Raw genomic sequence first — 17369 nt, 5'->3', positions numbered from 1 at the left:
TATGACAATCATTAGTGTCATTGTTACTTTGGTAGTTATCGCTACTGTAGCGTATTTACTTACCAATAAATATAACCCTCAGGCCGTCTTGTTAAGTAGCGGTTTGTTAATGATGGTCGTCGCCCTCTTTATGGGATTAGGACTTCCAGAAATGAATAAAAGTACGGGATTAGCCTTCTTCGATCTCTTTGCCATGATAAAAGAAGTTTTGGCTGACAAGGGAGCTAAGGTAGGTCTTATGATTATGACCATCGGTGGATTTGTGGCTTACATGAGACATATTGGAGCATCAGATGCTTTGGTTTATGTGAGTACAAAACCGCTAAAATATATGCGGAAATTTCCTTACCTAGCCGCTGTTTGTGTGATACCCATCGGACAATTTTTGTTTATGTGTACACCTTCCGCTACCGGATTAGGACTGCTTTTAATGGCTTCTATATATCCAGTGTTGGTACGATTGGGAATAAGTAAAGTATCTGCTGTATCGGTAATTACGGCTTGCACAGTTTTCGATATGGGACCCGCCTCTGCAAACACAGCACAAGCGTCTCATCAAGTAGGTTTAGAAGCGGTGCAATACTTCCTTCAACATCAATTACCACTGACTGTTCCTTTAACTGTGGTATTGATGATTACTTATTACTTCGTGAATAGATATTACGATAAGAAGCAAGGTTTACAAGATGAAGTGCCATTGGATGATGCAGATGAGTTTACTGTAGATGCACCATTGTACTACGCTTTCTTACCCGTTATGCCCTTGGTACTCTTAATGATATTCACACCTACATTTGAGCTATTTGATCCTCCAATAACATTAGATACTACCACGGCCATGTTGATCTGTACAGTGACAGGAATGATCTTCGAAGTGGTTCGTAAAAGAGATGTGAAAAACGTATTGGGTTCTATGAAAATATTCTGGGAAGGTATGGGTAAAGTGTTTGCCAGCGTGGTAACATTAATCGTTTGTGCCCAAATGTTCTCCAAAGGTCTAATTTCATTAGGTTTTATCGATCACTTGGTTTCGGCTTCTCAAAGTCTTGGACTAAGCTTTTTCGGAGTAACAATCCTAATGACTGTCATGATCTTCTTCGCTTCTATGTTGATGGGAAGTGGTAACGCTTCTTTTTTCTCCTTTGGTCCGTTGGTACCAAACATTGCTGCTCAACTTGGAGGTGATAAAATCGGGATGATCCTATCCATGCAATTGGCCTCTAGTATGGGGCGTGCTACATCACCTATTGCGGGTGTTATCATTGCTACCTCAGACCTTGCTGGTATATCATCTTTTGATCTCGCTAAACGAAACTTGATCCCTTTAATAACAGGTCTTGTTTCCATGTTTGTCCTAAAAACCGTCTTCTAATGAGAAAGACTATTATCACCTTAATCAGTATTCTGGCTTTGAGTAGTATGGGGCATTCGCTTTATGCTCAAGAGGAAGCTTCTTCTGATCCTCCTTTCCATATACAAGATTATGAATTAGGGAGGGGATTACGCTTCCAAGGAAAAGGCGGAGCGTATTTTATGAAAATCAGAAGTTACGTACAATCTACTGCTGAGTTCCGAACCACGAGTAATTGGGACGATATGGAATCGCGTTTTCGTGTTCGTCGTGCTCGTTTGGATATCGAAGGTAAATTGGCCAAAGAGAAATTCAGTTACCGTATAAGAACGGACTTTGCGGTTCCAAATAATGAAGATGGAGATGATCTTTATTCAGGAACACTCTTGGATGCATTTATCACTTATCACCTCAATAAGAATTTAAAATTCACATTCGGTCAACGTTCGACAATGACAGACAATAGGGAGATGAGAATATCTTCTGATGCACTTCAGTTTGTAGAGCGATCGAGAGTGACTTCTGCATTTGCGGCAGTTAGAGATTTTGGTCTTTTTATCGAAGGGCGTTATCAAGTAGGAAGTTGGTGGGTGAAGCCCGGTGCAATGATCGCATCTGGTGAAGGTCAGAATAACTTTAGAAACTATGGAGGTTTAAAGTACGGAGGCCGAATCGATTTTCTTCCTTTTGGGTTATTCCGATCAATGGGTGAATACTCTGAGGTAGATCACGCAAGACAATTAACTCCTAAGCTGATCTTTGGAGTTGCTTATTCTTATAACGTTGGAATTAGTAGCCGTCGTGGTAGAAAAGGGGGAGATTTAGTGTATTTAGGAAGTGATCAGCAGACAGAAACGCTACCTGATTATGGTAAGTTAGGAGCTGATTTTATGTTTAAATATCAAGGATGGACAGTTTTGGGAGAATTCAATTGGGCCTATGCTAGAGTGAATTCACCAGAGATATTTTATAGAGTAAGATCGAATGGTACAACAGCAAATCTTCGATCGGAAGATGGTTTAAACAATGCAACCATCGTCGATTACATTGCCGGAAGAATGATGGTGGGTCGTGGTTATAATATTCAAGCTGGGTATTTATTTAAAGCTGGGTATTCCATCGATGGCCGGTTTACTTATCTCGATCCAGATAATAACTCTTTCCTTAATAACGAGCAGTTCTATAACCGAGATAAATATTATACTCTCGGATTCTCTAAGTTTCTCTTTAAAGATGCCGCCAAGGTACAATTATCAATGACCTACGTGAATGCATTGGAAGGTACTAAAGGAAGTGATGGAGAGGCACATGGAGCTGATGCAGAAATGATGGGTAGGTTAATGTTCCAAGTATCTTTTTAAACAGTTAATATCATGAAGAAAATTATAATTATAGCGATTTCTTCCCTACTGACTGTTTACAATAGTCTTGGGCAGACCAGAAAAATGGAGGAGAAGTTCTTCCCTGATGCAACCATAGATATACCAACTCCAGCTTTTCAGAAAGCAGAATGGAAAGGCTTTACCAAGTACAAAGAAATGGTAAGGTTTGTACATCAAATAGCTGAGGGGAAAGAATATGTAAAGATCGATGGGATAGGAGAATCTCAAAGAGGTAAAGAGATTATCAGAGTGCATATCAATAAACCATCATCATCAGAGAAAATAAAAGTTTGGCTTCAAGGAGGATTGCATGGCAATGAACCTGCAAGTTCTGAAGGTGTCATGTTTATTCTTTACAGTTTATTGAAGGATCCTCAATACGAATACTTGTTGGATAAATTAGACATCACTGTTTTGCCTATGGCCAATGCCGATGGTTATAATAACATGATACGAGTTTCTGCTAATGGTTTGGATTTAAATCGTGATTTTATCAAGCTAGCCGCTCCAGAAACCAACCATATCAGAACGGCTTTTTCTGAATTTGGTCCACAAGTAGCCATTGATTTTCATGAGTACAATCCCTACCGAGCACATTTTAATCACTTTGGAGAAAAAGGAATAACGACGTATTACGATGCTTTTTTCTTGTATTCGAATAACCTTAATGTGAATTCAACAATTCGAGAAGTAACCAAAGATCTGCTAGTGAAAAATGCGAAAGAGGCTTTAATAGCCAATGATAGAAATGTCTCTGATTATTCATCAACAAAAATGAAAAATGGACATATTCATTTTAATCAAGGAGGTTCTAGCCCACGTTCCACTTCTACCAATTACGCATTAAGTAATTGTCTTTCTGTATTGATGGAAATTAGAGGGGTCAATTTGAAAAGGATCTCTTTTAAACGTAGAGTGGAAACCACTTATTTGGCAGGGATGTCGTATTTGAAAACAGCCTATGAAAATGGAGATCAAATTCGTGCTGCGATCGCTAAAGCGGATAAATCGACTATTTCACAAGAAGAGGAGGCAGTTATTAAGCAAGACAAGAAAGTGATAAAAACGAAATACACTTGTATTGATCTGGCAACCGAATCTAAAAAAGAAATAGAGGTGGTCATGACGGACGGTTTGCAGATGAAGGCATCAAAAACTCGGGTAAGACCTTATGCTTATATCTTGATGCCTACGGAGACAGTGGCTGTTGAAAAGTTGAAGACTTTGGGAGTAGAAGTGATTCAACTCAATCAGCAAAAAACAATTGATGTAGAAGCCTATCAGGTAAAATCGACCCATGTTTCTGTGGCTGTTTGGGAGAAGATTTATTTAAGGAAAACCAAAGCTAAAACGGTGAAAGAGTCTAAGGTGATTCCCAAAGGATCGTTCATTGTTTACATGGATCAATCCACTTCTAATGTGGTAGTTTCTGCTTTGGAACCTGAAAATGATAATTCATTTTTCACCTTCAGGGTCATCGATGGTGATTTTAAAGAAGGAAGTGAATTACCTGTTTATAGATATATCAAAAAGCAAAAAATATAGATAGTGACAACAATGAAAAATTTTAAAAACATAGGATTCTTCGCATTAATGTGGTTGTTACCTACCATATTATTTGCTCAGGAAATTGATCAGGATCAGACCGATGATGTCGATCTTTTGGAAAATACAAATACCTCTACTTTTGTTTTAGGAAACGGATTGAACCTCAATATGAATCAAGGCGATTATTCCTTTAAAATTAGTGGCATGTTGAGGCCCTCTTACACCTACGATTTACCGAACATGGATTCTACAGCAACGAATGCTTTATTTATCAATGCAGCCCGTATTAATCTAGAAGGAGTCGCAGTTCAGGAAAAGGTGAGTTTCTTTATTGAGGCTGATTTTGTGAATTCATTTACTCTATATGAAGCATGGGCTGCTTATCATTTTAATGATCGAATGAAGTTGTCTTTTGGTCAGAAATTAACCTTCACCAACGGAAGAGAATATGCAATTAATGAATCTCGTTTATCGATGGTTGACAGAAGTGCTTTATCCAATACTTTCGCTACCAATGGTCGTGAGTTTGGTTTGTTCTTCGAATCATCATTTGATGTTGGAAGCGTAGTGATCAATCCATCCGTAGCCATAACCTCTGGAGATGGAATGAACTCTTTTGGTAACAACTCCATAGATGTAGATAAAGGAGGTTTTAAATACGGAGGTCGTGTAGAAGTTCTTCCATTAGGAGAATTCTCTGGAAAAGACGGTCAGCTTTACTTTGCTGATTTTGAAAGGGAAGAATCGGTAAAACTATCCGTTGCAGGAACATTTAGTTATAATGTTGGAGCATCTCATAGAACAGGAGATGGGCACGGAGAGTTTATATTATATGATGAAGCCGGAAAAGAAAAGTATCCTAACTATGGTAAGTTTTATGTGGATCTATTACTGAAATACAATGGTATTTCTTTTTCTGCAGATTATGTAAATGCCTTTGCAAGATCAAATAAGGACATCTATTCTTCACCTCAAGCGGTAATTCGATTTACTGGAGAGGAGGTGAGTTCTAAATATATTTTGGGCTCAGCTTTTAATACTCAATTGGGTTATTTATTCGAAACAGGATGGGGAGTATCTGCTAGATATTCTAGTCTTTTACCGGAATACGAAGAGTATTCGGCCAGCCTCTTACAAAAGGAAGATTGGTACACATTTGGTGTATCGAAGTATATCAAAAGGGATGCGTTGAAATTACAGGCCATGGGTTCGTTTATCGATGGAAAAGACATGGTAAACCCGGTAGACAATTCTAACAATAGCAACGATAGAGTGGAAGTGAAGTTCGTTGCACAAGTCATCTTCTAATTTAATGGTGAGTACAATGAAAAAGAATTTAAAATATATCATCATCACCTTTATCAGTTTAAGTATATGGGGATGTAAAAGTCAGGTAGGGGAAGATAATAACTCCGATGGAGGTCAGAAGATTTACCTTTACGATAATCCTGTACTTGGATTTGATTTATACGCCTTAAATTATGGTCACAGGGAAGTGAATGGTACAGATACGGTCTATTACATCATTCCAAATGAAGTGGCGAGAGTGAAAGACTTAGACATTGCCAAAAACAGTTCTGCGGCTAATGGAGATATTTTATCGCCTATAAAACTGACCGCTTTTGAGGAGTTAAAATACTTTACAGGTTTAGAAACTTTCCGATTGACATCGAATGAATTTACTTCATTGGATTTCTCAAACAATACCAACCTAAGAGAGATCTACATGAACTTTAATTGGCTAGATACCCTAAAAATAGATTCTTTGATCAACCTTGAACAGTTAGAGTATCAAGGATCGAATAGTAGTTCTGCTCCAGCAAGCTCAAAAATTTCATCAATTAACTTGACTAAAAATACAAAGCTTGTTGTTCTGGAATTGGAAAATCATTTATTGAATGAACTAGATGTTTCTCAAAATACAGCCTTAGATGAAATCAGAGTACCTGATAATACTGGAACACCAATTACCATTGATTCTTTGATTTATGATCAATTATCAGTTAGAGAAGGAGTAGCTAGACAAGAACCATCAGTAGAACTTCCTGATGGAGCCATTGTTGTGCAAGATGATAACTTTGGTAGAGCATTGAAGGAACAAGGCTATGGTGGAGGGCCTATCTCTACGGGCGAGTACTATATTATCCCCGATAGCGTGAATATGATTACGTTTTTGGATGTTTCGGATAATGGAATTATCAAGACAAGTGAATTATCATATTTTACTGCCCTAGAAAGATTAGATATTTCTGACAATAGTTTGGACACATTAGACGTGTCTTCTAATACTAATTTGACCTATTTAAATGCAGACCATAATACTTCCGGTGTTAGTGTTATGGAAAACTTGATATTGAGTAGTAGCATTGATAGTTTAAGTATTCGTAAAACAGGTTTAAGAACTGTAGATCTTTCTTCAGCTACTGCACTAACTTATTTCCATGCTGAGTCGGGATATATTAATAGTTTAAATGTATCCGCTTCTACGAATTTAGTTTACATTAATATTCGACATGATAAAACAGATTGGGAATCAGGAAATGGTCTAACATCAATTGATTTTTCAAACAATAGTAGCTTAGAAACAATCAATATTTTCAGAAACGGAATTGTTGACGATAGCGGCATTACTTGGTGGTCATCTGGTTCAGCATTAACATCTTTAGATTTAAGAAGTAATCCAACTGAGGGTGGTGAATTTACATTTACTATTCCATCTGATATATATGCCACATTAGATGATGATTCTAAAGCCAGAAATATTCAGGAAGAAGTATCGGGTGGAATTCCTCCAGGAGCAGTTATTATTAATGATACAGCTTTGGGAGCAGCATTATTAGCTGGTGGTTATGCATCTTCTGGTTTGGATGGAGGTGTTACCAAAATATATGTTATACCAAGCGAAGCGGAACAAGTCTTACTTCTTGATTTAGGTACTAGTTCTTTAGTCGATGTCTCCGAATTAAGTAACTATTCGAATGTGCAAAGGCTGTATTTAAACGATAATGATATTGTTACTCTAAATTTAAGTTGGGCAACATCATTAACTGCTCTGAATATTAATACTGCATCAGGATTTAGTGCGATAACGACACTAACTTTACCATCTAGTTTGGATTCCTTAGCAATGGATAAAACAAATCTTTCTACAGTGGATTTATCTTCTCTTACAAATTTGGAATATTTTATAGCTGAGCAAGGTAAAATTGATAATTTGAACCTATCTAACAATACTGAATTAAAAGTACTAAGAGTACGTCATACCAACTCAGGTAGTGCTTGGTCAAATGGAGGAGGGATTCAGACAATTGATTTATCGAATAATAGCAAGTTGGAAGATATTTATCTTTATCGTAATCAATTAGACGATGGAGATATTACTTGGTGGGGTTCAGGTTCAGGCTCAGTTTTGGTAGATCTTGACGTACAAAGTAATCCTGCAGGAACAGAAGCAACGTTTACAATTCCTGCTCATATTTGGGCTACTTTAAGTACAGAATCGCAAGGAAGGAATGTGACAAACTAAGATTCTTTAATAATATAAACACAAAAAGGCTGATGAATCTCAAAACTCATCAGCCTTTTTTCTTCTAGGCAAAAGCACTAAATAACAAATTGCTACCTGCTACCTGCTACCTGCTACCTAAAAACCTACTCTTGTCCCCATCCAAAGAAACAGTGTCCCGTCTTGTTATATCTGTCAGCCATTGAGAAGAAGAATGATGCTTCAGCAGCTGCGTTATCATCAGAGTCAGAACCGTGAACCACGTTTCTATCTGTAGATTTAGCAAAACGCTTACGAATAGTTCCTTCCTTAGCTTCTTCAGGATTAGTAGCACCGATTAATTTTCTATAATCTACAACTGCGTTATCTTTTTCAAGGACAGCTGCTACAACAGGACCAGAAGTCATATATTTTACCACATCACCAAAGAATGGTTTATCTGAAAGGTGACGGTAGAAAATCTCTGCTTGTTTTGTTCTTAATCTGATCATCTTCATTGCTTGGATACGGAATCCAGCTTCAGTAATCATTGTTAGGATTTCACCGATATTTTCTTGGTTTTCTTCACCTGGCTTGATCATGGTGAATGTAAAAGTACCTTTTTTTGGGGCGTAACTGTCCATTTTGCTTGTGTTTATTGTTTTATTTGGTGTTGAGCTTCAAAGAAGAGAATCATCTCAACTAAAAAATGTGTTTTTCTGATTATAGTAGTTGTGTTATCCACTTAAATCGTAAACAAACATATCGATTACTTGTAGATTTAACAAGTAAAAAACGATCTCTTTATGCTACTTTTCCACTTTTTTAAGAGTATAAAAAAAAGGATGAAAACACCTTATAGTAATTTTCATCCTTTTTTGATTTATGAGTTTTAGCTTGATTAGAACTCTTGAAGTTGAATCAATTTATTGTAAGCACCTGATTCATTTTGCATTAACTCATCATGCTTACCAATTTCTTTGATTTTACCACTTTCTAAAACCGCAATTTTATCAGCATTTCTAATAGTAGATAGACGGTGAGCGATAATTAAGCTTGTTCTACCTTCCATCAGAGTTTCTAAAGCATCTTGTACTAATTTTTCCGATTCGATATCCAAAGCAGAAGTCGCTTCATCTAGAATTAGGATGGCAGGGTCTTTTAAAATAGCTCTTGCAATTGCAATACGCTGACGTTGGCCACCTGATAGTTTTACACCTCTTTCACCAACAAGTGTATCAAATCCTTCTGGGAACGATTCGATAAATTCTAATGCATTGGCTTTTCTAGCGGCGTCTATCACTTCTTCTTTTGAAGCTTCAGGATTACCATATTTGATGTTCTCTTCAATGCTTCCACCAAATAAAAGTACTTCTTGAGGTACTACCCCTACATGTTTACGGTAACCAATCAAGTTGTAATCTTGAGTTGATTTACCATCGATTAAAATATCACCTGAGTCAATAGCATAGAAACGTTGTAAAAGCTGAGCGATTGTAGATTTACCACCACCTGATTTACCTACAAGTGCAACTCTTTCTCCTTGATTGATTTCTAGATCAACACCTTTCAATACTTCAATTTCCTTACGGGTAGGGTAAGAGAAAATTACATTTTTGAATGAAATGTTTCCTTGTAATCTAGGAACGTTTTCTTTATCAATTTGATGTTCTGATTCAGCATTTAAGATTTCTTCCACACGGTCTGTAGCGCCAACAGCTTTTTGGATGTTACCATAGATATCACCTAATCCGCCGATAGAACCTCCGATAAACATGGTATACAACACAAACGAAATTAGGTTACCTACAGTGATTTCTTCTGTTGAAACCATGTATGTGCCGTACCAAAGAACACCAATAATTCCACCCATTAATACAGTAATGATGAATGAAATAAAAGCTCCTTTATATGTTGCAGCCTTTAAAGCAATTTTAATTACATTAAATAAATTGTTAGCATATCTTGTAACTTCAAAATGCTCGTTTGCGAATGTCTTTACAGTAGCAATTGACTGAAGCGTTTCTTCAACAATAATATTAGTATCTGCTAAAGCATCTTGTGTTCCTTTTGATAATTTTCTAATGAATTTACCAAAGATAATTGCAGCAATAATTAGAATAGGAAAAGTCAACATCATAAACATTGTCAACTTAAAGTTCAATGTAAATAATATGATGATACCCAAAACTAATGTTGCTACCTGACGAAATAATTCTGCTAAAGTAGTAGAAAACGTATCTTGTAATACGGCTACATCAGATGTAATTCTACTGAAAAGTTCTCCAGATCTATTTTTATCATAAAAGGACATTGGAAGAGACATGAATTTCTCATATAAAGCTCTTCTCAAATCAGCCATTGCATTTTCGTTTACAATCGCGAAGAAATAAACTCTAGCGAAAGAAAAAATACTTTGAAGTACAAGTACAGCCATTAATGCTAACCCTACTTGTGTTAGATTTTCTAAATAAGGTATTGTACTATTCCCTAAAGCAGTATCAAGAAGTTCACCTGTTAAACGAGGCAATGCCAGTAGAACTGTACTTGAAAAAAATAAACTAATAATACCTACAGTAAATGTTCCTTTGTAAGGAAGCATAAACCTAAAGATGCTTCTTAGTTTTTTTATTCCCTTCTTATCTAAACGTGCTGCTTTTTTCTCTCCTGTGTCTTTGCGCGACATATTTCTAAAAATCCCCAAAACTATTTTATTTGTTCGAACTGCAAAAGAACGATTTTTTTATGACTTAACTCATATTTTTTGATGACGAAAACGTTAATGTATAAAATAAGAGCATATTTGACGTATTTATTTATCAAATATGCTCAAGTAAATGAATCTAAAAGCGGTCGTATTTAAAAATTTCTTTAGGCACTTTCTTTTTCTTCGGAGTTACTCTCTACTCTAAAGTTCCCTTTTTCGTAGATACAAGTCACTTCTTGATTTTCGACTTGTGTTTCCAAATGTACAGGGAATTGAGACCATAAGGTAGAGATATGTTCCATGGTTTTACTTACATATCCAAGTTCTAATTCTCTGCCGTCAAATTCATGAACCAATAATAAGGCGTTGGAAAGTGGAGAAACTCCTTTTACTTTAATAATCGGAATACTTCCTGTACCCACTTGCTTAATCAAAGTATCTCTCACTTCTTTCCACCCTTTAAAGTCATTAGATACATTCGAAACAGATACTTTTCCGTTATTTTGTTCATATTCAAAAAGACCGAGTTCTTCCATGAGATCCTGAGTAAGGAATCTTCTTAAGAATGATGAATCTCTATCTATTGTTCTAATATCAAAAATTTGAGGATTGATACCTTCTTCAAATGAGTTCTTCGTACCAGCCAAATGTTGCATCAAATGAAAACCAATATGATAAGGATTTAAACCTCCCACATGTGGTCTTATTACTTGATTATGGGAACGGATAAAGTCAACATGCATCGCAGGAGGGAGGTTCAGCTTATGTAAAATGGTGTAATGCCAAAAACTAGCCCATCCTTCATTCATAATTTTTGTTTCCATCTGTGGAAGGAAATAAAGTGTTTCTTCTCTTACGATTCTAAGAATGTCTTTTTCCCAACTTTGAAGGAAGCGACTATTCTCTAGAATAAACAGTAAAAGATCTTCGGATAAAGCCGGAATGAAATCATCTTCTTTTTCTTCATTTTTTAAATCATCCCAATTCTCCTTTTCTTTATTTAGGTGATGAAAATACTGTTGTCTTTGTTGATCCTCAGATAATCGGACAATTCTTTGATTTCTATCCACATGGAAACTAATAGCATGGGCAGCATCAAGTATTTTTTCTACTCCTTGATACCCGATACTAGGAGTTTCTACATAAGAGCGAATTCTCTCAGCATTAAGTTTAAATGTTTCCAAGGCAAATTCTGCCCTCGTATGAGAGAAGTTGATGTTGTTTTTGAAGAAATCATTATGACCATAAACATGGGCCATTACCAAAATTTGCATGGCTAGTGGGTTATCAATCATTAGATAAGCCAAGCAAGGATTGGAGTTAATCACCATTTCGTAAGCTAAACCACCCATACCTAATTTGTACATGGTGTTTTGCTTTTCGAAAGATTTTCCAAAACTCCAGTGTGGATATCGAGAAGGCATACCTACATACGATTGATACCCTAACATATCATGGTAATCGCAGACTTCGAATTCTTGTGGATAATAATCCAAACCCAAGTCTTGTGCAATTTCTTCAATTTTATCGTTCCATTCTGCTAAATCTTTTAATACCCAATCCATCACAAAATGTTTAATTATTGATATCAATACACTTAGGACTAATCCATAAGTGTATTGCTTTTATCTTTCGTTAAAAACTTCTTTAGTGCAGGCCATACAGACTCTTTGGTCCGCATGCGAAGAGAAACAAAATTTTCTTCTTCAATCTTTTTGTATTCATCCAGCATGGTCGACCAAGAGAAACCGATATCTGGTTTGATCTCACCATAACCAAATAGATTACAAACCTGACTCAACTTTTCGGCATGTTCTATTGCTTTTTTATTGTCTGATGTGAAGTTATCTCCGTCCGAACAATGGAAAGCATAGATGTTCCAAAGCATAGGGTTGTAACGCTCTTCAATAATTTCTAAGGCTTTGATATAAGCCGAAGAAATGATAGTACCACCCGATTCTCCTTTATGGAAGAATTCGTCTTCTGTCACCTCTTTAGCCTCTGTGTGGTGGGCTATAAAGAGGATTTCTGTGTTTTCGTACCTTGTCTGAAGAAAAGTATATAACATGAAATAGAAGCTTCTTGCCAAGTATTTTTTCGTTTGATCCATGGAGCCTGAGGTATCCATCAAACATAAAACCACCGCATTAGAATGTTCTTCTGTATCCACTTGCAATCTGCGATATACTAAATCATCATTATGGAAAGGGAATGACTCATTCGTATCGGATAATGCGGCACTGTCTAAACCTTTTGCCTTCATCCTTTTGATACGATTCATCATTGTTTTTCTTTTAGATAATCGGGCACGGATGCCTTTTTTCTGATAACCTAAAAGTTTTCGCATCACTTCAGTATCTGTCTGAAAATATTTCTTCTGATCCATATCAGGAAGTTCAAGATCTTCAAACATTAACTGAATAGCTTCTTCCAAAGTGATTTCAGTTTCGTAAATATCTTCTCCCGGATCACTGCCTGCTTCCCCTTTGCCTTGTCCCTTTTGGGGTTGACCACGTTGATCCTGTATTACTTGACCTTTTTGTTCTTTACCGGTACCTGTCGCTGCACCTTTTCCTTTATTATTGCCATAGACAAATCGAAACTCTTTGATTCCACGAATGGGAACTTTAATCTTTTTGTCTTTGTCCTGACCAATAATGGATTCATTAGCGATGACGTCTGAAATACCTTTTTTGATTTTTTCTTTAACTAATTCTTTATGGCGTTGACGGTCGGCAGCAGAACGGTCTCTTTTCTGTTTACTAAATTCTTTAAATATAGCCATGTGTTATTTTTTTATGATAAGAAAGAGACAAGGCACTATAGGCCCTGTCTCGACAACCTATTTAATGCTGCTAATCTTTCCATAGGTTGTTTGAAGCAAATCCTAAGACAGCTTCAACGCTTTCTTCATTGTAACCCATAGAAATCATTTGGGTTACCATTGCATTGTATTTCTTTTTCTGTGAATTATCTCTTGTTTTAGCTTTCAAGATGATACGAGTGATATCCTTAACGGAAGCCATTAATTTCTTCTCAATAGCCTCTTTCAATGGTTCATAACTGGTATAATGTAGCTGTCCGTTTCTACGCAGAATATGTGTCACATAACTCATTACATCTTGTCTGAAACCATCGGCAGCAGTACCAGAAATTCCGATTTGTTGTTCAATCGACTCCAAGAATTTGATATCCGGATCCATTTCCTCATTATTCGTTCCTGTCACTTTACGTTTTAAGACATAAGCTTCAACGTGATCTAAATAATTTTGGAATAATGATTCCGCCTGCTCGTCGTAAGCGTGAACAAAAGCTTTAGTGATATCACCTTCAAGCATTTTGAGATATTCTTTGTACAAAATATCTTTCAGAATATGCATGTAATGATCTTTGATATCACCAGGCATTGGTTCCTCTTTCAACTTGTTTTGGAGTGCGTCTAAAACAGCAATTGGGTGAATGGTATTCGTTTCAGTATCAGATAATGCGTTATCAAGAGATTTCATGATGAAACGAGTAGAAATACCACTCATTCCTTCATCCTCTACCTCTTCTTTCAATTCCATTACATTGATACGCTTCGACTGACCATTTTCAGTCACTTCATCACCATTATATAATTTCAGTTTAGTCAATAAATCGCACTTATTGGTAGGCTTTAATCGGGTGAGAATGGCAAACATTGATGCAATCTCTAAAGAGTGTGGTGCGATATGGGCATTGAAATCGGATTTACCAATAATTTTTTGATAGATCTTGATTTCTTCAGACAATTCTAGAACGTAAGGAACTTCTACTTTTACAATACGGTCCAAAATGGCTTCATTGGTATGGTCAGCTTTAAAACGGTTCCACTCTGCTTCATTAGAGTGTGCCAATATTACTCCATCAAAGTAAATCATACCGTGTTTACCTGGGGCAGGAATACGTTTTTCTTGAGTAGCGGTGAGCATTACATGAAGGTATTCGATTTCGTTTTTAAATACCTCAATAAACTCTACCAAACCACGGTTACCTACATTAAAAGCTCCATTTAGCGTAAGAACTCTTGGATCGTCCTCGCTGTAACGGTCTAATTTAGAAATGTCTTCGGAACCAATTAAAACAGAGGTGTCTTGGTTGTTTGGATCCACAGGAGGAACCATACCTACACCCTGACGTTTACGAATAGAGAAATGACGTTTAATCACTTTAAATTTGGTGAAATCGCCTTTAAAATCGTGATCCAGTTTGTGTTGTGTTACAGGATCTAATTCTCCTTCGATTTCTACTCCTAATCTGCCTTCCATTTCTTCCCTCAATTCTGGAGGAATAGCACATAATGGGTTGGTGTTCATAGGAGATCCCTCAAGAAAATAGAAAGGAGTGGTTTGTTCTAAACCACTTTTTAACTTTTCTATTAGTGAAGATTTACCTGCACCAACAGGGCCAACGAGGAATAAAACTTGTCTTGATTCTTCTCCTTTTAAGGATGCAGAGTGAAAATAACGAACGAGTTTCTGTAAAACTTTCTCAATTCCGAAGAACTCCTCACTAAAGAAATTGTAGCTTTTTAGCTTGGAGTGAGGACCGAAAATTCTTCTCAAACGGACATCTTTTTCCGTGTCGAGTGTAGAGAAACCAGACTGGGTGATGGCCTTGTACATACGCTTATGTGCTAGGTCTGCCAATTCTGGATTCTTTTGAACTTCTTCTAGGTAATCTAGGAAAGATAAGGTCTCTTCTTTGGCTTTCTTGGTTTTTCGAAAGTCATCAAAGAGCTTCTTAAATTCATTTTGATCATTTGCAGCATTCATAGTTGTTTATGGTTTTATGGGTGTGTATCTCTCTTACTATAATAATAAAAGGTTACACTAATTTGTTTAACTGATTTCGTATGATTAGCGCAATTTAACGATGGGTTATTTCGTAGTTGCTTACTATAATGTACGGATAAAAGCTAAAAATATCAACAACTAAAATGTTAATGATCAGTCTTTTATTGTAAGATTTTTGGAATCAAGATCAATAAATTGTTCTTGGTTGTCATAATTTACTACCGGTAAAACACCGTCAGAAACTAAGCCAATCGATTTGTACTTTCCGAATTCTACAATAGTTTTTCCGTTCATATCAATCACCCCTTCATTAAAGTCAAAGTCAGTTACTTTGAGGTAATTATCTTTACTTCCACTAAACGAAATAGAAGCGTAATCAGCAGGTATAATCACATTTAAATCTTTGTCTAGGAAGCCAACCCCAACATTACCTTTACCGTGATCTTTATAGTAAATGTATTGATAATTTTGAGGAGCATACTCACTCACTTCAAAAGCAAGATCTGTTTCCCATCCATAAGTATTTTTAGAAACAGCTAAAGTTCCTTTTTTGGCTCTTTTTCGGATTTGATAGCCATCGATCGTACGACCTGTTATTTTTTTGTTTTTGATAGAATAAAAGTCTAATACCTTTACTGATTCTTTCTGACTACCCTTTCTTTGAAATAATAAATACCCCATGTCTTCGGTAGAAGAATCAATTATGGGTTGATATTTCATATCTGTCACTTGCTTATTGATACTTACATCATAAATGGCATAATTATCCTCATTATTTCCTATTAATAGTAGATTGTATTTTTCTAGATATCGAGTATTGATTTGGTCGTAATCCATATCCACTACATATTTTTTCGTATCTAAATCAAATATTCCTTGTTGGCTATTGGCACTCACCATAATTGCCCAATTGTAATCATCAGTTTCCTCTGATGTAGAATAAGAAATCATGGCTTGGTACCCTTCTGCTACCTCTTTGCCAATATTTTCGTCCATGATATCGGCAATGACTAAGGACTTGTCATATTTATTTTTCTTTTTATTGTAATTCCAACCCTGTAAGAAATCATGGCTGTAAACAAAAAGACTATCGTATTCTTTAGAAACTTTCTTTCCATCGTTGATAAGGTAGTACTTTCCATTATCTGACCTTTTTATATTCGGATTTTCTGGATCTACCTGATACATCTTAAAGGTTTCTAATGCTTTCTCTTCAAATTGACCTTTCGATGTTTTTAAATAGACATTATCGTTTACTATGTACTTAGCATTTGAAGGAATTTTGTAAGCATTTGCATTGTATGAGGCAATATCAATTTTCTTTAGTTTTTTATTTATTCCTTTTGGAAGTAGTAATTGACCATGTTTATTTAGAATATTGAAGCCAGCAGAAGTTTGAACTATAGTTTCCTCACTACCTTGATCAAAATTAAAAGAAACTACTTTTTTTCCGCCCCTTGTTTTATTCATTACAACCTGAGGAGTACTAATAACAGCAAATGATTCGGGTTCTAAAAATCCCATAAGATCATCCTCAACCACTCTTAATATTCGATTATCATCAAAAGCTAATTGATAATAACGAAGCGGTAGTTTCCAATATTCTAAATCGGTGTTATAGATGCCGTATTTATCGTCTTTACAAACGATATAATTATTCTTATTGTCGAAGACAAAAATACTGTCGTATTCAAAAGGTATAAGTTCTTTCCCTACTCGGTGAAGAACTCCTTTTTGTGATTTCTGATTTTGAACAATAAAAACCTGTTCATTTAGCGTATTGGTGATTTCTTGATATTTAGGTTTTAATTCCCAATCCCCTTCAGTATTAATCAAACCTACCTTTCCTTGTTTATCTGTAACAATAGCCGTGTTAAACTTAAATGTTTGAACCGCTTGATATTGAGGTGATATGACTACTTTTTTGTTTTGATTTTTATATCCCCATAAATCACCTTCTTTAAAAGGAATCAATTTTTCTTGTGCCTGAGCAATTGATATTGTGAAAAAAGATAAAAGTAAATAATTTATTAGGGTGAGTTTCATGATTAGGTAAATTGAAAATATGAGATATAGGTAG

At 36.0% G+C, this 17369-nt stretch carries 11 protein-coding genes; 5 read left to right on the top strand and 6 right to left on the bottom strand.

The features are described from left to right. Position 1 precedes the first annotated feature (1 nt). The 5 genes from dcuC to KMW28_RS15295 are packed head-to-tail and all read left to right on the top strand — an operon-like array spanning position 2 to position 7807. Positions 2-1372: a C4-dicarboxylate transporter DcuC gene (gene dcuC / locus KMW28_RS15315; RefSeq protein WP_169662603.1), complete on the top strand. Its 1371-nt coding sequence runs from the start codon at positions 2-4 to the stop codon at positions 1370-1372. Further along, entirely contained in the window at positions 1372-2712 is a 1341-nt protein-coding gene (locus tag KMW28_RS15310; protein ID WP_169662602.1) for a porin, read from the top strand. The genes dcuC and KMW28_RS15310 overlap by 1 nt, the downstream gene beginning before the upstream one ends. Before the next feature lie 12 nt (positions 2713-2724). Next, positions 2725-4278 carry a M14 family zinc carboxypeptidase gene (locus KMW28_RS15305; protein WP_169662601.1) on the top strand — a complete coding sequence of 518 codons (1554 nt, stop codon included), beginning with the start codon at positions 2725-2727 and terminating at the stop codon, positions 4276-4278. A gap of 12 nt (positions 4279-4290) precedes the next feature. Further along, positions 4291-5589: a porin gene (locus tag KMW28_RS15300; RefSeq protein WP_169662600.1), complete on the top strand. Its 1299-nt coding sequence runs from the start codon at positions 4291-4293 to the stop codon at positions 5587-5589. Positions 5590-5605: 16 nt separating this feature from the next. Further along, positions 5606-7807, top strand: a complete 2202-nt coding sequence (locus KMW28_RS15295) for a leucine-rich repeat domain-containing protein (RefSeq protein ID WP_169662599.1) — start codon at positions 5606-5608, stop codon at positions 7805-7807. A gap of 125 nt (positions 7808-7932) precedes the next feature. On the opposite strand, the gene ndk is transcribed toward KMW28_RS15295, so the two are convergent. From ndk to KMW28_RS15265, 6 genes are all read right to left on the bottom strand, one after another. Beyond that, positions 7933-8409: a nucleoside-diphosphate kinase gene (gene ndk, locus KMW28_RS15290; RefSeq protein WP_169662598.1), complete on the bottom strand. Its 477-nt coding sequence runs from the start codon at positions 8407-8409 to the stop codon at positions 7933-7935. 257 nt (positions 8410-8666) lie between these two features. Beyond that, positions 8667-10451, bottom strand: coding sequence for an ABC transporter ATP-binding protein (locus tag KMW28_RS15285; RefSeq protein WP_169662597.1), 1785 nt, complete (start codon positions 10449-10451; stop codon positions 8667-8669). Positions 10452-10636: 185 nt separating this feature from the next. Beyond that, positions 10637-12037, bottom strand: coding sequence for a SpoVR family protein (locus KMW28_RS15280; protein WP_169662596.1), 1401 nt, complete (start codon positions 12035-12037; stop codon positions 10637-10639). A gap of 38 nt (positions 12038-12075) precedes the next feature. Further along, positions 12076-13257 (bottom strand): YeaH/YhbH family protein, encoded by a 1182-nt coding sequence (locus KMW28_RS15275; RefSeq protein WP_169662595.1) that lies wholly within the window; start codon positions 13255-13257, stop codon positions 12076-12078. A 70-nt stretch (positions 13258-13327) separates the two neighbouring features. After that, positions 13328-15268 (bottom strand): serine protein kinase, encoded by a 1941-nt coding sequence (locus tag KMW28_RS15270; RefSeq protein ID WP_169662594.1) that lies wholly within the window; start codon positions 15266-15268, stop codon positions 13328-13330. Positions 15269-15442: 174 nt separating this feature from the next. After that, on the bottom strand, positions 15443-17335 hold the full coding sequence (locus KMW28_RS15265; RefSeq protein WP_169662593.1) for a WG repeat-containing protein: 1893 nt from the start codon (positions 17333-17335) through the stop codon (positions 15443-15445). Positions 17336-17369: the final 34 nt, after the last annotated feature.

This window comes from Flammeovirga yaeyamensis (assembly GCF_018736045.1).
Classification (GTDB): domain Bacteria; phylum Bacteroidota; class Bacteroidia; order Cytophagales; family Flammeovirgaceae; genus Flammeovirga; species Flammeovirga yaeyamensis.
This window is presented reverse-complemented; position numbering and strand designations above follow the sequence as displayed.

What these genes read in the sequence shown, in the direction of transcription:
- dcuC (WP_169662603.1), top strand. Translation starts at nt 2, where the DNA reads ATGACAATCATTAGTGTCATTGTTACTTTGGTAGTTATCGCTACTGTA.
- KMW28_RS15310 (WP_169662602.1), top strand. Translation starts at nt 1,372, where the DNA reads ATGAGAAAGACTATTATCACCTTAATCAGTATTCTGGCTTTGAGTAGT.
- KMW28_RS15305 (WP_169662601.1), top strand. Translation starts at nt 2,725, where the DNA reads ATGAAGAAAATTATAATTATAGCGATTTCTTCCCTACTGACTGTTTAC.
- KMW28_RS15300 (WP_169662600.1), top strand. Translation starts at nt 4,291, where the DNA reads ATGAAAAATTTTAAAAACATAGGATTCTTCGCATTAATGTGGTTGTTA.
- KMW28_RS15295 (WP_169662599.1), top strand. Translation starts at nt 5,606, where the DNA reads ATGAAAAAGAATTTAAAATATATCATCATCACCTTTATCAGTTTAAGT.
- ndk (WP_169662598.1), bottom strand. Translation starts at nt 8,409, where the DNA reads ATGGACAGTTACGCCCCAAAAAAAGGTACTTTTACATTCACCATGATC.
- KMW28_RS15285 (WP_169662597.1), bottom strand. Translation starts at nt 10,451, where the DNA reads ATGTCGCGCAAAGACACAGGAGAGAAAAAAGCAGCACGTTTAGATAAG.
- KMW28_RS15280 (WP_169662596.1), bottom strand. Translation starts at nt 12,037, where the DNA reads ATGGATTGGGTATTAAAAGATTTAGCAGAATGGAACGATAAAATTGAA.
- KMW28_RS15275 (WP_169662595.1), bottom strand. Translation starts at nt 13,257, where the DNA reads ATGGCTATATTTAAAGAATTTAGTAAACAGAAAAGAGACCGTTCTGCT.
- KMW28_RS15270 (WP_169662594.1), bottom strand. Translation starts at nt 15,268, where the DNA reads ATGAATGCTGCAAATGATCAAAATGAATTTAAGAAGCTCTTTGATGAC.
- KMW28_RS15265 (WP_169662593.1), bottom strand. Translation starts at nt 17,335, where the DNA reads ATGAAACTCACCCTAATAAATTATTTACTTTTATCTTTTTTCACAATA.